This window comes from Aminobacterium sp. MB27-C1 (assembly GCF_030908405.1).
Classification (GTDB): Bacteria; Synergistota; Synergistia; order Synergistales; family Aminobacteriaceae; genus Aminobacterium.
Map to the genome: position 1 here is coordinate 621,850 of NZ_CP133089.1, position 15,464 is coordinate 637,313.

Sequence of the window (15,464 nt, forward strand, 5' to 3'; positions counted from 1 at the left end):
CATGTTACTTGTTTTAGATGTAGGAAACACGACGACAGTTGTGGGTGTCTACGATAATGATAGTCTTGTAGCTCACTGGCGGCTTGTTTCTGAACGACATACATCTGATGAACTTGGAATCTACTTACGCAACTTATTGCAGTTTGCGTCTATACCATATAGAGAGATACACGGAGCTATTCTATCGAGTGTCGTTCCTTCTTTAGACAGTGTAATTCAGGAAGGCGTATCCCGTTACTTTAACGACGTTCACTGTTTGCGCGTTTCGTATAAATTGGATTTAGGCATGGACATCCTTTATGGTGCTCCGCACGAAGTTGGGGCGGATCGTCTGGTCAATGCTGTGGCAGGGCGTGAACGTTATGGCGCTCCGCTGATCGTCATCGATTTCGGAACGGCCATTACTCTCGATATTATTTCGAAGGAAGGGGCCTATCTGGGCGGCACCATTTCACCAGGCCTTGTTTCAGGAATGGAAGCTCTCTTTGGCCGCACGGCGAAGCTGCCTCAAGTCTCTTTGGAGGCTCCGATGAGTGTTATAGGAAGCAATACCATGGAATCCATTCAGGCTGGGCTTATGTTTGGAAATGCCGGTTTGGTGGATTTTCTTGTTCGAAAAACAAGGGAGACTCTGGGATGCCGTTGTGGTGTTATCGCTACAGGCGGTCATGCAGAGGCTATCGCTAAAATATCTGAGACCATTGAAACTGTAGATCAATGGCTTACCTTGGAAGGACTGCGGATAATATATGAAAGAAACGTTTCCTAAGGTTGTTGGAGGAGTTCCCCTCGAATCACCTCTTATCTTAGCTCCCATGGCCGGTATAACCATTCCTCCGATGAGAGCCTTTTTCCGCAAACTTGGAGCCGCTGCCGTTCATACGGAGATGATCAGTGGTGCCGGTTTGATCCGCAGTAGTGTGAAGACGAAGAACATGCTTGCCGTCTGTGAGAAAGAGGATCCGGTGATTTTGCAATTTTTTGCCGGCGATACAGACACTCTCTATGCAGCGGCCTGTAAGGCTGAGCAGGAGGCGCATGGGCGATTTGCTGCCGTTGGAATCAATATGGCTTGTCCCATGCCTAAAGTTCTTAAAAAGGGAGCCGGGTCTCGTTTACTTCAATATCCCGATAGAGCGGTTTCCATGGTGAGGGCATTGAAGGAATTCAATCTCCCCGTCTGGGCCAAAGTACGAATTTGCTCAGATCGTGCCCCGCTCTCAACAGAAATGTTTTGTGAGAAACTATTAGAGGCTGGTGCAGATAATATTTGTGTGCATGGCAGAACTCCGGCCCAGCGATATTCAGGAACGGCCGATAAAGAGTCTGTTATGAAACTAGCCCAACTTTTTCCCGGAAAAATAAGCGCCAGTGGCGACGTTTTTGAACCTGAAGATGCCCTCCAATATCTGAATGCGGGGTGTGTTTCAGTGTTTATGGCCCGGGGGGCGTTGAAAGATCCTTTTATTTTTCCCCAAACACTGGCGACTTTAGGCTTTTCGGTGGATAATAGATTGTTATGTCCTTCCATAGAGTTGCAAATATCCTTGCTTATTGAATTGGGGGACCACATTGCAGAAATGGCCAGTCCCAGACTGGCTGAAATATTGATAAAGCGGCTTCTCTCCGGTATGTTTAAAGGCATTCCAGGAATAGCAGAACTTCGAAGGGATTGCGCCAGCTTCCATGGCTGGAACGACCTTCGAAGACTCATGAGCGGCTGCGAGCACTATTTTGAAAGGAGAGACGTGTTGTGTCGGCCAATGTAGAAAACAAGACAGATGAGATTGCTCTGCCAGAGGAAGAAATATTCCGCCAGAGAAAAGATAAGCTTCAAAGATTAGTAGAGGAAGAGGGGTACAATCCGTACCTCATAGAGCGCTGGGAACGCGCTGATTTCCTTAAAGATATTAGGGAACGTTTCGATCATCTCGGTGTTGACGAAGCTGATGAGAACGCAAACCTTACTATTGCCGGTCGTATGATGACCCTTCGTAAGCATGGTAAGGCCATGTTTGCAAATCTTCAGGACGAAACTGATACTATGCAGCTTTACTTCCAGCTTAACGCCATGGGAGAAGAAGCCTATAATTTCGCCAAAAAATGGATAGATGGTGGAGATTTTGTGGGTATCGTCGGTATTCCCTTCAGAACGAGACGGGGAGAACTTACCCTGTTGGTGAAGGAGTGCACCCTTCTTTCGAAGGCTCTCCGTCCCCTCCCTGAGAAGTGGCATGGATTGAAGGATACTGAAATTCGTTATCGTCAGCGTTATCTTGACCTGATGGTAAATCCCGATGTGAAAGATACCTTTAGAAAGAGATCTGCCATCATCGCATCTATACGAAAGACTCTTGTAGATCATGGAACTCTCGAAGTGGAGACGCCCATTCTTTCTCTTCTTGCAGGAGGAGCTAATGCGCGCCCCTTCGTTACCTATCATAATGCCCTTGATTCCAATATGTATCTTCGTATTGCTACGGAGCTCTACCTCAAACGCCTTGTCGTAGGAATGTTCGGGCGGGTATTTGAAATTGGTAAGAACTTTAGAAATGAAGGCATAGATACAATGCACAACCCTGAATTTACAGCCATGGAAGTGTATTGGGCCTATGCTGACTATAACGATATGATGGATCTTACCGAAGAGATTATACGCAACGCGGCAAAGGTCGTAGGCGAGCAGACTGTTACATACCAGGGCGTTGAACTTGACTTCAGCAAGCCTTTCCGCAGAGTATCCATGCTGGATCTCGTGAAAGAATATGCAGACATTGATTTCAACACCATAAAGACAGACGAAGATGCACGCAAGATTGCCAGAGAAAAGGGCGTTGAGCTTAAGGGTACAGAGAGCCGTTTTGGCGTTCTTAACGAGGTCTTTGAGGCCTTTGTCGAAGAGAAGCTTGTGCAGCCTACCTTTGTTTTGGGACATCCGACGGAGATTTCTCCTCTTGCGAAGAGAGATCCCGAGAATCCTGATTACACCCACCGTTTCGAGCTCTTTATCTATGGCTCCGAGGTGGCTAATGCCTTTAGTGAATTGAACGATCCTCTCGATCAGAGAGAGCGGTTCCTCGATCAGCTTCGCAAGAAAGAAGAGGGAGACGAAGAGGCTCATGCCTTTGACGAAGACTTTATTAATGCTATCGAGTGCGGACTGCCTCCAACTGGCGGTCTTGGCATTGGAATAGATCGTTTAGTTATGTTCCTTACTGACTCTCGCTCCATACGGGACGTTATTTTGTTCCCGACAATGCGTCCAAAAGCGTAAGAGGAGGCTGTTTTTGTGGATCGTAACGAGGCTCAAAAGCGTATTGAAGCTTTAAGAGAAGAACTCAACCATCACGCTTATCTATACTATGTTCTGGACTCTCCTGAAATAGAGGATGATGTCTATGATGCCCTTTTGAGAGAGCTTCTTTCTTTAGAGAAGCTCTTCCCTGAATTTGACGATCCTGATTCTCCCACCCACAGGGTAGGAGGCATTCCTTTAGATCATTTTGAAAAGGTAATTCACGAGACGCCGCTGCTCAGCCTCGATAATGCCTTATCGAAGAATGAAATGTGGTCGTTTGCAGATCGAGTTTCATCAGCCTTAGGGTTGAACGATATAGATTATCTTTGCGAATTGAAAATAGATGGTCTGGCCGTCTCACTGGTCTATGAAGACGGGGTCTTTGTGCGAGGTGCAACCCGTGGGGATGGTCAAATTGGCGAGGATGTAACGGAAAATCTGCGTACCATCCGTTCGCTACCCCTTCGTCTTCGCGAAAAAGTTCCGGGACGGCTGGAAGTCCGTGGAGAAGTGCTCATGATGAGAGAGCAGTTCGCAGCGCTGAATCAGGCTCGTGAAGAGGCTGAGGAACCGCTTTTTGCCAATCCCCGGAACGCTGCTGCCGGAAGTTTGCGGCAGCTCGACTCGACGATTACGGCGTCACGGAAGCTTTCGATTTTCCTTTATTATGTGTCTCAGCCTCAGGAGTACGGTCTATCGACTCAAAAGGAGATACTGGAGTGGCTTCAGCATCTTGGTTTTCCCGTTCAGAAGGCCTGGAAACTCTGTTCCACTCGGAATGAGATTGATGCCTTTATAGAAAAGTGGCGGGAAGGGCGTTTTTCCTTGCCTTACAGCACTGATGGCGTGGTCTTGAAGGTCAATACTGTGGATTTGTGGGGAGACCTGGGATATACGGCTAAATCGCCTCGCTGGGCCATTGCCTTTAAATATCCGCCGGAAGAGAAGGAAAGCCAGATTCTTGACATCGAAATTTCAGTAGGCCGCACAGGCGTTCTTACCCCTGTGGCCAATCTGGAGCCGGTTCATCTTGCCGGAACCATCGTTAAGCGGGCAAGCCTGCATAACGAAGATGAGATACGGCGCAAGGATATTCGCGTTAAAGATAGAGTAGCTGTTCGAAAGGCCGGGGAGATTATTCCCGAAGTTGTGCGGGTGCTTGTTGAGAAGCGTACTGGAGATGAGAAGGAATTCCTCATGCCTGACACCTGTCCGGTGTGCGGTTCTCACGTTATTCGCATACCTGGCGAAGTGGCGTTGCGGTGTCCCAACAAGGCATCGTGTCCTGCCCAGCTTCGAGAAGGATTGGCCCATTTTGCCTCTCGTGCCGCCATGGATATTCGTGGCCTTGGCGATAAGCTCATAGAGCAGCTTGTCGAAAAGAATATGGTTAAGAATATGGCCGATCTCTACGCTCTCAGTCGAGAGGAGCTTCTTTCTCTCGAACGTATGGGCGAAAAATCGGCAGATAAACTTTTAAAGGCTTTCGATACGTCAAAACAGAGATCACTTTCCAATCTGATTACCGCTCTGGGCATTCCTCTTGTAGGAAAGAAGGTTGCGGAAATACTGGCAGACCATTTCGGTCGCTTAGATGCCCTTGCCTCAGCGAAGGAAGAGGATCTTTCGTCTCTTGAAGGCGTAGGACCTAAGATCGCGGCGTCCATCAGGGCCTTTTTTGACGACGAGTCTAACAGGGAAATGATTCGCCGCCTCAAGGAAGCCGGTGTTCAGATGGAAGAGAAGCAAGAAGCGTCAAGGGAGGATACGCCCTTTGAAAACCAGCGTTTTGTTTTCACCGGTGAACTCCAATCCATGGCCAGGGCCGATGCCGAAGCTCTCGTGAAAGATCTGGGAGGGGCGAGTTCCTCCAGCGTGAGCAAAAAGACATCTATAGTCGTTGCGGGGCCTGGTGCCGGAAGCAAACTTCAAAAGGCCAGGGAGCTTGGCGTAAAAGTTATAGATGAAGAAGAGTTTTTAACGATGATTCGTCCCTATATAGAAGAATCATTCGAAGATAAACATATTTCAGCGAAGGAGGAGTGATCATGGCAGTCTCAGCAGATGATATTAGACATGTTGCAGCCTTGGCTCGTCTTGAGATCACAGACGATGAGGTTCAGGCTATGCACCAGCATTTCGAAGAAATATTAGGATATTTTAACAGGCTGAACGAACTTGATCTCGAAGGGATAGATGCGTTTGCATTGAAAGTTGACGAAGAAATCCCCTGGAGAGAGGATAAAGCGGTGCAGAGTTCTGTGCGGGAAGATGCTTTAGATGAAGCTCCTTATCGGCATGGAGATTTCTTCAGAGTGCCTCGTATAGTGGAGGAGGATTAGCATGGAACTTTTTGAGCTTTCAGTAGCGCAAATCATAGAAGGCCTTCAGAACCGCACCTTTTCGGCAAGTGAAGTTTTTAAAGCATGCCTGAATAGGGCTAAGATGCTGGAACCTCGCATATCCGCGTTACTTTCATTTACTGAAGAGAGCGGAATGGCTCAGGCGGAAGCAGTGGATAAGGCTTTGGCATCAGGAGAAAAACTTGGTCCTCTTGCCGGGGTCCCATTTATTGTGAAAGACAATATGTGCACCAAAGGCATTCCAACTACGTGTGCGAGCAAAATTCTTGCACAGTGGAAGCCTCCCTATAATGCTGCAGTAGTCGATTTTCTCGATGAAGCGGGCGCCATCCTCATGGGGAAGGCGAATCTTGACGAGTTTGCCATGGGCGGCTCAACTGAGCATTCGGCCTACGGCGTAACCTCGAACCCGTGGAAACTGGATTGCGTTCCAGGCGGTAGTTCTGGCGGAAGTGCGGCCTCTGTTGCTGCCGGATATGTTCCTTTCAGCCTTGGCAGCGATACAGGCGGCTCTATTCGTCAGCCAGCCGCTTTCTGCGGTATATACGGTCTGAAACCGACCTACGGCCTTGTAAGCCGTCGTGGTCTTGTCGCCTTCGCTTCATCTCTTGATCAGATCGGACCTTTTACACGAACTGCCGAAGATATGGCACTCGTGCTTGATGTTATTTCACAGAAAGATGATCATGATTCCACATGTAGCCGTCGTTCCCGTCCCGATTACAAAAAGGCTCTGCGCGCGGATTCCTTGAAGGGACGGAAGATTGGTCTTATTAAAGAGACTCTGGGATACAAATTGGATCCGGAAATCAAAGAAGCTTTCGACAAAACAGTGAAGTTTTGTAAGGAGCAGGGGGCTGAAATTGTCGAGATTTCTCTTCCCACAATGATCGAGTACGGACTTCCTTGCTATTACATTCTTGCTCCAGCGGAAGCTAGCTCCAATTTGGCCCGTTTTGACGGCGTACGCTACGGTTTAAGTGAAGATGCGGCGTCTTTGATCGATCTCTATATGAAGACACGTGCCGAGGGCTTCGGAGTGGAAGTCAAACGTCGTATTATGGTTGGAACCTATGTGTTGAGTTCCGGCTATTATGATGCCTATTATCTTGTTGCCCAGAAAGTGCGGCAGCTTATTAAGCGAGAGTTTGTAAACGCCTTTAAGTCTGTAGATACAATACTTCTTCCCACAGCGCCCACACCGGCTTTCCGTAAGGGAGAACTAGTGAACGATCCTATTCAGATGTACATGGCAGATGTCTTTACGTTGCCTGTAAACCTGGCGGGGCTTCCCGGTCTCTCTCTCAACGCTGGCTTCTCAAAAGATGGCCGGCCTCTTGGTGTTCAGTTTATCGGATCATGGTGGGGTGAGGAGGATCTGCTTTCCATAGCTGCCCTTCACGAAAAAGCCTATGGAACCGCTCCTATTGCCCAAGGGGGTGTTTGCTAATGTCTGAATTGACCTTTACACCTGTTATCGGTCTTGAAATTCACGTGCAGTTGGCAACGAAGAGTAAAATTTTCTGTTCGTGCTCCACTGACTACATCGGTGCCGTGCCGAACACGAATGTTTGCCCTGTCTGTCTGGGGTTGCCGGGAAGCCTTCCCGTACTCAATGCCAAAGTTGTTGAATATGGCGTTAAGGCAGCATTGGCCCTGAACTGCGCAGTAAATACAGCGACGAGATTTCACCGAAAAAATTACTTCTATGCAGATCTGCCCAAGGCGTATCAGATCAGCCAGTACGATCTTCCTTTAGCTGAAAAGGGCTATGTGGAGATTCCAACAGAGGATGGCGGACGATATCACGTTCGTATTACACGACTTCACCTTGAAGAAGATGCCGGTAAACTTGTTCATGAAGCAAGTGACGGCCGTCTTGTAGGTGCGGACCAGTCTTTTGTCGATTACAACAGAGGCGGTGTTCCTCTGGCAGAGATTGTTTCAGAGCCGGATATCCGCTCTGCTGCAGAGGCGAAAGAGTATGTGGCCCGTCTTCGCCAGCTTGTTCGTTATCTTGGTGTTTCTGACGGCGATATGGAAAAAGGTTCTCTTCGTGTCGATGCCAACATTTCGGTGAAATGTTCTGACGGACGATGGGGAGACCGTGCCGAGGTAAAGAACCTGAACTCGCTACGCGCTCTTGAGCGAGCACTTGAATACGAGTTCAAACGTCAGAGCCAGCTTTTGGCCGAGGGTAAAACTGTCACTCAGGAGACACGGCACTGGAATGACGTAGAGGGTGTGACTATGGCTACGCGAAGCAAGGAAGAGGCTCACGATTACAGATACTTCCCGGAGCCGGATTTGCCTCCGCTGCTTCTTCCTGACGGGTATGTAGACAAAATAAAAGAGACTATGCCTGAACTGCCTTGGCAGAAAGTGGATCGTTTCGAAAAATCCTATAAATTGAACGAAACTGACGCTATGATTCTGACAGAGCATATTCCTCTTGCCGACTTCTATGAAGCGTGTGTCAAGGCGGGAGCAAGCCCTCAGAGAGCTTCAAACTGGGTGCGGACAGAGGTTCTTCGCATCATGAACGAACAGAAGATCGAAATTGAGGACTTCCCCATCAAGCCTGCGGTTTTGGCCCAGCTCGTTTCTAAAGTTGACGATAATAAGATATCGACAACAGCGGCGCGAGAGGTTTTCGACATGATGGCAGCTCGTCGAATTTCTCTTGAAGAAGCTATGTCGGAGTGTGGAGTGGAGGAAGGCGGCATTTCCGGATCGAACCTTGAAAATATGGTTCGCGGTATTTTGAAAAATAATGCCGATGTCGTTGAAATCATCAAGACGGGACAAGATAAGAAGGGGAAAAAGCAAAAGTTCCTCCAAGGCTTGATTATGAAGGAAGCACGGGGACAAGCTGACCCCAAAGAGGCGGCATCTGTGTTGGCTCAACTTTTGGAAGAATAATGATTGAGGGCAGGGAATGTATTCCCTGCCCTCTTCTTTATTGACTATCGTAACAGCAATGCGTAAGATAAAGCAATGTAAAGAAGATATAAATCTGCCGGCTTGCTGACCGGAAGAGAATAGAGAGGGAGGCAGTCGGACGTCTTAGAGGAGGTAGTAGGGTATGGGAACGCGCAAACCTGAAGACATTAGAAGTGTTGCCATTGTGGCTCACGGTGGGGCCGGAAAGACATCCCTTGTTGAAGCGATGCTCTTTGCTAATGGTGACATTAGTCGTATGGGGAATGTCGTAGATGGCAACACCGTTGCAGACTTCGGAGCCGAAGAACAGAAGCGACAGATTTCCATCAATACTGCACTTGTTACACTTGAGCGTAGCGGGAAAAGATTCTATCTTCTTGACACGCCGGGGTTTGCTGACTTCATAGGTGATATGCGTTCAGCAATGAGAGTTTCAGACTCGGCATTAGCAGTAGTAAGCGGTCTTCATGGTGTTGAGGTTCAAACAGGCAAAGCATTTGAATTTGCAGAAGATTTTGGTATTCCTGTAGCATTTGCAATCAGTAAGCTTGATCGCGAACATTCGGATTTTGCCAGAACAGTAGAAGATATTCAGAAACAGCTTACAGAAAAGGCTGTTCCATTTTTCCTTCCCATAGGCAAAGAGGCTTCCTTCAAGGGAGTTATCGACATTTTGAATCAGAAAGCCTATATGTATGAAGGAGACGCGACAGGTTCTTTCAAAGAATGCGATATTCCTGCTGATATGGCAGACGACGTAGCAGCTGCACGAGAGTCTTTGGTTGAGACGATTGTTGAAGCTGACGATGAAGTAATGATGATGTATCTTGACGGCGAAGAGCTTTCTCCAGAACAGATTCTTTCTGTTGCGAGAAAAGCAATTCGGGAACGTCAGATTTATCCGGTACTCCCCGTTTCGGGAACATCTAATGTAGGAACGCAGCATCTTCTTGATTTTATTGGAACGATGCTTCCTTCTCCTCTGGAATCACATTCACGCCAGGCTAAAAAGGGTGAAGAAACCTTAACTATCGAACCAGATCCTGAAGCTCCATTTTCGGCACTCTGCTTTAAGATTATGGTTGACCCCTATGTAGGAAAACTTTCATATATTCGTGTGAACTCAGGACATCTGTCTAGTGAGAACACTATTTACAATGTCAGCCAACAAGAGGAAGAACGCATAAGTTCCTTCAAAATTATGAAAGGAAAAGACGGCGCTGACGAAAAGGAAATTATTCTTGGAGATATTATTGCCATTCCGAAACTTCACAGCACTCAAGTGGGAGACACATTGGGAACGAAGAACACCGAATACATCTTCCCGCCGATTAAATTCCCCAAACCTGTTTACAGCGTAGCTGTTATGGCGAAGAGCCGGGCAGACGAAGATAAGCTCTCCAATGCTCTTCATAAGATTCTGGAAGAGGACCCTGTTCTCACCTTTGCAAAGAATCCCGAGACAGGCGACAACGTTCTTTCCGGAATGGGCGATATGCATATAGAGATTCTTCTCTCTCGTATCCGTGAGCGGTATGGAGTAGAGCTTGAAACAAAGACACCTCAGGTTCCCTATCGGGAGACAATTCGTAAAACCGCCGAAGCCCAGGGAAAATATAAGAAACAGACTGGTGGGCGCGGACAGTACGGAGACGTTCACATTCGTTTTATTCCTCTCGACCGCGGGTCAGGATTTGTTTTTGAAGATAAGATCGTGGGAGGAGCCATTCCCAAGGGCTTCATTCCCGCCGTTGAAAAAGGTTTACGTGAAGCATTGACTAAAGGGCCTTTGGCAGGATTTCCCACAGTTGATTTTAAATCCGAACTTTTCTTCGGGTCATATCATGATGTAGATAGCTCTGAAATGGCCTTTAAAATCGCAGCATCCATGTCGTTTAAGAAAGGTATTCTTGACGCCAACCCAGTGTTGCTTGAGCCTATTATGCAGATTGAGGTTATCGTTCCAGAAGATTATCTGGGCGATGTAATGGGCGACTTGAACAGCCGACGTGGACGCATTCTTGGAATTGACAGCCGCGGCCGTTTACAGGTTGTACGTGCTCAGGTTCCTTTGGCAGAGATGTTTAAATACGCTATCGTGCTTCGTTCTATGACATCAGGACGTGGAACGTTCTCTATGGAATTCGACCACTACGAGGATGTGCCTGGAGATGTGGCCAAGAAGGTTATAGCCGAGCACAAGAAAGAAGAGGAAGAGGAATAGCGAATAGCGTCTGAAATGCTGTTCACTATGTATATTAAAAAGAGAGGGACTGATTTTTCAGTCCCTCTCTTACTTTTCTTTGAAACGTAAGATGTGTGGAGGTTTGCTAAAACGTTGAGCTAGCGATTTTTTTGGTCTTCACAAAAGAATTTCCACATGGTAGCTTCCGCATTCTGAGAATTAAGTTTTCCCTCAGAAATGACATGTTTCCATGCTCGTTCAGTTAAAGAACCAATATACGCGTCAAACTCCGGACTGTTGCGCCGAGCTGCTATTTCTAACGTTTGCTCTCTGAATTCTTCCCAACGGGCAGCTTTTTTCTCATCAATAGACATCTCAGCATTCCTCCTTATGTTTTAATTTAGAAGCACGTTTCCCTTACTTGCCGGCAGCTTTTTTCTCTGTGATGTACTTGTCGATAGCGACGGCAGCCTTTTTGCCTGCACCCATGGCAAGGATGACTGTTGCTGCTCCGGTGACGATGTCTCCACCAGCGAAGACCCAGTCAGGATCAGCCTGACCAGTTTCAGGATCAGCTTCGATGTAGCCACGTTTGTTCAGCTTAAGTTCGGGGAAGGCGCTCAGCAACACCTTGTTGGGGCCCTGTCCAATGGCCTCGATAACGGTGTCTGCTTCGATTGTGAATTCACTGCCTTCTATTTCAACGGGGCGGCGGCGGCCAGATGCGTCAGGCTCACCGAGCTCCATACGTACACATTTTACACCTACAAGATTTCCACTCTCGCCAGCAACATACTCAACAGGGTTGGTGAGCCAGTTGAAGACAACACCCTCTTCAACTGCGTGATGGTACTCTTCAATACGGGCAGGAAGTTCTTCAAGAGAACGACGATAGACAACCTGAACACTCTTGGCTCCAAGTCGAAGAGCGGAGCGTGCTGCGTCCATGGCAACGTTTCCGCCGCCAACAACGACAACCTTCTCAGACTGTTTTGTAGGAGTATCGTATTTGGGGAACTCGTAGCCGTGCATGAGGTTGATACGTGTGAGATATTCACTTGCAGAATATACACCGTTCAAGCTTGTTCCGGGAACGCCCATGAAGTGAGGGGTACCGGCACCAGTTGCAATATAGACGGCATCATAGTTATCTTTAAGCTCTTCAATAGTTACGCTGCGTCCTACAGCAACGTTGGTCTGAAATTCGACGCCAAGAGCCTTGATGTTCTCGATCTCTCTGCGAACAATGGCTTTGGGAAGACGGAACTCGGGAATTCCATACATAAGAACTCCGCCAGCGGCGTGGAGAGCTTCATAGACTGTGACCTTGTAGCCCATTTTGGCAAGATCACCAGCAACTGTAAGGCTTGAAGGGCCAGAACCGACAATAGCAACTTTACCCTTGTTCTGTTCAGGAACCTTAGGGGCAACTTTGCTGCCGTGCTCACCCTTCCAGTCGGCGATGAAACGCTCCATCTTACCGATGGAAACAGGCTCATAGCCTTTGATTCTTCCTACGGTGCAGACGCCTTCACACTGCTTCTCCTGAGGGCAAACACGTCCACATACGGCTGGAAGGTTGGTGTATTTTGTAAGAGCTTCCCAAGATCCTTCAAGGTCTCTCTCTTTGATAGCTTTCAAAAATTCAGGAATATTGATACCTACAGGGCAGCCCTTCACGCATGGAGGGTTTTTGCACTGAAGGCAGCGGGAACTCTCAGCTACAGCCTCTTCAATGTTATAGCCTATAACGACGTCATTAAAATTATGAACACGTTCCTCGGCACTCTGCTCAGGAACGGGAAGTCTTTTCGGGGTTATGTCTAAAGCCATTACTCTTCACCCATTTCAGCTTTATATTTTTCCAGAGACATTTTTTCTTCGTCTTTGTACTGACGCATACGGTTCATAAACTCATTCCAGTTTACGCCCCATCCGTCAAACTCTGGTCCGTCAACACACGCGAATCTGATCTGGTCATGAATGGTTACTCGGCAGCCGCCGCACATTCCTGTTCCATCGATCATAATTGGGTTTAAGGAAACAAAAATGGGAATATTCAACTCTTTGGCTTTCAAAGAGGAGAATTTCATCATAATGGAAGGACCGATGGCCCATGACTGATCGAATTTGATTCCGCGATTATGAAGCTCCACCATAGCATCGGTAACAACGCCCTTCATGCCGGCAGATCCGTCATCAGTGGTGATGAGAAGCTCATCAGAGTACTTCTCGCATTCTTCCTTCATAATGACAAGATCCTTTGTTCGTCCGCCAAGAATGGTGTAAACTTTGTTCCCGGCCTCTTTCAAAGCTCTGATAATTGGGAAAAGGGCGGCTATACCAACGCCACCACCGATCATTAATACTGTTCCGTAATTTTTAATCTCGCTGGGCATTCCCAGGGGACCAAGAATATCGGTTAAACAGTCTCCCTCTTTCATGTCGGCAAACTCGGCAGTTGTCTTTCCAACGATCTGGAAAATCATGCGGATAAGACCTTTTTCACGGTCAAAGTCGGCCACAGTGAGAGGAATACGCTCTCCTTGGGGGTTCGTACGGATGATGACGAACTGCCCCGGCTGAACATGTCGTGCCACTCTAGGAGCTTCTACCCAAATGTCGAATTCCTTGGGGACGACAAGCTTTTTGGAAATAATTTTGTACACTTTGTTTCCTCCTCGTTTATCGAAGATATACTGGGGGTTATGTTATTAGGGGTCGTGTTATCTACTCTCAACTTGATACCTTATATGTTATATTTATTTTGTCAATACAAATTATGCCATATATTTACATTCAGTACCTCATCTTTTTTACTATTTTTAACCACGAAAAATGTGATTTATTCTCAGGGTTGACGAATGAAGGGGAACTATGTAATATACCCATAGAGGGTATAAATAGTCCTATTCAAACGGAGGGATAAATAATGATAAAAGTTTATTCAACACCCACGTGCCCCTGGTGCACCAAAGCCAAAGAATATCTTACTTCAAAAGGCGTGGAATTTGAAGTCGTTGATGTTTCCCAAGATAGAGAAGCAGCTATGGATATGGTTAAAAAGACGAAACAGATGGGCGTTCCTGTTGTTCAGTTCGATGATGTATATATAGTAGGATTTGACCGACCTGCCATAGATGCTGAACTTGAAAAAATAGGGAAGTAACCAGGAATAAGGGGAACGTAATATAATAGTGGCCTAACCTTAGCTTCCATGTAGGGAGGTCATTGTATGAAAGGTTGTCTTGAATTCCATTATGGTGCAGCGCTGGGAGAGCCTTCGGCCCCGGAAGCTGTGACATTTAAAAATGTAAGAAATTTACTGCCTCATTTACAGAAGGCGGATTCTTTGTTGAGGAGTCACCAGGAAAATGGCATGGAAGGTGCAGGGTGGCTCCTTCTTCCTTATGAATCCCCTTCTCGGATTTTGGAAATTGCCTCTCATTTAGCTTCTATGAGTGACGTTATTCAAATTGGCATTGGAGGATCCGCTTTAGGAAACCTCATGCTTCATAATGCGCTTTTGCCCCCCTATTGGAACGATTCTGCTCATAATCTATCCAGACCTCGTTTTTATATGGCAGATAACGTAGATCCTGAAGAGAACAAGTCTATATGGGATAACGTAGACCCTCAGAATACAGCTCTGATTGTTGTAAGCAAATCAGGAACTACGGCAGAGACCATGGCCAACTTTCTTTTCTTCTGGAACAAGTTAAAAGAAAGACTAGGGGCGGAAGAGGCTGCAAAACGAACAGTAGTCATTACAGATCCCGAAAAGGGTGTTTTACGGGCCTTTGCCCAGGAGACAGGATGCTTTGTTCTCCCCATTCCCAAGGGAGTGGGCGGTCGTTATTCTGTCTTGTCTTCTGTGGGCCTTCTTTCTGCTGCGTCTCTTGGTATTGATATAGAAAGTCTTCTTGCGGGGGCGCGCGAGATGTCTGACTTTTTGGCTGCTGCCCAAAATATTGAAGAAAATCCTGCGTGGATTATATCTGCTCTGGCATGGCTTCACGCGAAACGTGAGCGAAATATGCTCGTCTTCATGCCCTATATCGACCGTCTCTCCATGTTGAGCGAATGGTTTGCCCAGCTGTGGGGTGAGAGTCTCGGCAAGGAAGGGCGCGGTTCCACTCCCATAAAAGCTTTGGGAACCATAGACCAGCATTCTCAACTGCAACTTTATACAGAGGGTCCTGATGATAAATTATTTATGTTTCTGAACGTTCAAGATGTGAAAGATGATTTTGAGATTCCTAAGGGGGATGAAAAAAGTCTTCTTCCCCTCTCATACCTTTTTGGTCAATCCATGCATAAGCTTCGCTCGGCAGAAGAGCTTTCTACGGCGTCGGCTCTGGTCAAGGCAGGTTGTCCAGTTCTCTGGTTGCAGATTCCTACTCTTGACCCATTCTATCTTGGAGCAGTTCTTTTCCTTTTGGAATATGTGACGGCCCTTACCGGTTTGATTATGGAGATCAATCCCTTCAATCAGCCGGGAGTGGAGCAGGGAAAGCGATATACCTATGGACTAATGGGAAGAGAGGGATTCGACGAAGAGAAACAGGAAGTGAACTCCTTTTCAAAAGTTCTTTCTTCCCGAATCATTACCGTGCCATTTTGCGAAAAGTGATACAATACACGTGAATTTGAAAAAGAAGGAGTTGGGGAAAGC

Annotated in this window: 13 protein-coding genes; 10 read left to right on the plus strand and 3 right to left on the minus strand. The window is 47.1% G+C overall.

Annotation, left to right across the window (positions count from 1 at the left end; all coding sequences use genetic code 11):
- Position 1 precedes the first annotated feature (1 nt).
- The 8 genes from RBH88_RS02995 (at position 2) to fusA (ending at position 10,828) form a co-directional block, all read left to right on the plus strand.
- Positions 2–769, plus strand: a complete 768-nt coding sequence (locus RBH88_RS02995) for a type III pantothenate kinase (protein WP_213699739.1) — start codon at positions 2–4, stop codon at positions 767–769.
- On the plus strand, positions 750–1,769 hold the full coding sequence (locus RBH88_RS03000; protein WP_307879860.1) for a tRNA-dihydrouridine synthase: 1,020 nt from the start codon (positions 750–752) through the stop codon (positions 1,767–1,769). Before RBH88_RS02995 ends, RBH88_RS03000 begins: the two co-directional genes overlap by 20 nt.
- The gene (lysS, locus tag RBH88_RS03005) at positions 1,754–3,274 is read left to right on the plus strand and encodes a lysine--tRNA ligase (protein ID WP_213699737.1); all 1,521 of its coding nucleotides are present in this window, start codon (positions 1,754–1,756) and stop codon (positions 3,272–3,274) included. The genes RBH88_RS03000 and lysS overlap by 16 nt, the downstream gene beginning before the upstream one ends.
- A gap of 15 nt (positions 3,275–3,289) precedes the next feature.
- Positions 3,290–5,344 (plus strand): NAD-dependent DNA ligase LigA, encoded by a 2,055-nt coding sequence (gene ligA, locus RBH88_RS03010; protein ID WP_213701253.1) that lies wholly within the window; start codon positions 3,290–3,292, stop codon positions 5,342–5,344.
- 2 nt (positions 5,345–5,346) lie between these two features.
- Complete coding sequence (gene gatC / locus RBH88_RS03015; RefSeq protein WP_213699735.1) at positions 5,347–5,640, plus strand: Asp-tRNA(Asn)/Glu-tRNA(Gln) amidotransferase subunit GatC; 294 nt, start codon at positions 5,347–5,349, stop codon at positions 5,638–5,640.
- A 1-nt stretch (position 5,641) separates the two neighbouring features.
- Entirely contained in the window at positions 5,642–7,111 is a 1,470-nt protein-coding gene (gene gatA, locus RBH88_RS03020; RefSeq protein ID WP_213699734.1) for an Asp-tRNA(Asn)/Glu-tRNA(Gln) amidotransferase subunit GatA, read from the plus strand.
- Complete coding sequence (gatB, locus tag RBH88_RS03025) at positions 7,111–8,583, plus strand: Asp-tRNA(Asn)/Glu-tRNA(Gln) amidotransferase subunit GatB (protein WP_307879861.1); 1,473 nt, start codon at positions 7,111–7,113, stop codon at positions 8,581–8,583. Before gatA ends, gatB begins: the two co-directional genes overlap by 1 nt.
- A 163-nt stretch (positions 8,584–8,746) precedes the next feature.
- Entirely contained in the window at positions 8,747–10,828 is a 2,082-nt protein-coding gene (gene fusA / locus RBH88_RS03030; protein ID WP_213699732.1) for an elongation factor G, read from the plus strand.
- A gap of 119 nt (positions 10,829–10,947) precedes the next feature.
- On the opposite strand, the gene RBH88_RS03035 is transcribed toward fusA, so the two are convergent.
- The 3 genes from RBH88_RS03035 to RBH88_RS03045 are packed head-to-tail and all read right to left on the minus strand — an operon-like array spanning position 10,948 to position 13,458.
- Positions 10,948–11,163, minus strand: a complete 216-nt coding sequence (locus RBH88_RS03035) for a DUF255 domain-containing protein (protein WP_307879862.1) — start codon at positions 11,161–11,163, stop codon at positions 10,948–10,950.
- A 43-nt stretch (positions 11,164–11,206) separates the two neighbouring features.
- Positions 11,207–12,622, minus strand: a complete 1,416-nt coding sequence (gene gltA, locus RBH88_RS03040; protein ID WP_307879863.1) for an NADPH-dependent glutamate synthase — start codon at positions 12,620–12,622, stop codon at positions 11,207–11,209.
- Positions 12,622–13,458: a sulfide/dihydroorotate dehydrogenase-like FAD/NAD-binding protein gene (locus RBH88_RS03045; protein WP_213691861.1), complete on the minus strand. Its 837-nt coding sequence runs from the start codon at positions 13,456–13,458 to the stop codon at positions 12,622–12,624. The genes gltA and RBH88_RS03045 overlap by 1 nt, the downstream gene beginning before the upstream one ends.
- A 263-nt stretch (positions 13,459–13,721) precedes the next feature.
- On the opposite strand from RBH88_RS03045, the gene RBH88_RS03050 reads away from it, so the two are divergent.
- Positions 13,722–13,958, plus strand: coding sequence for a glutaredoxin domain-containing protein (locus RBH88_RS03050; protein ID WP_307879864.1), 237 nt, complete (start codon positions 13,722–13,724; stop codon positions 13,956–13,958).
- A 66-nt stretch (positions 13,959–14,024) separates the two neighbouring features.
- Positions 14,025–15,422: a glucose-6-phosphate isomerase gene (locus RBH88_RS03055; protein ID WP_307879865.1), complete on the plus strand. Its 1,398-nt coding sequence runs from the start codon at positions 14,025–14,027 to the stop codon at positions 15,420–15,422.
- Positions 15,423–15,464: the final 42 nt, after the last annotated feature.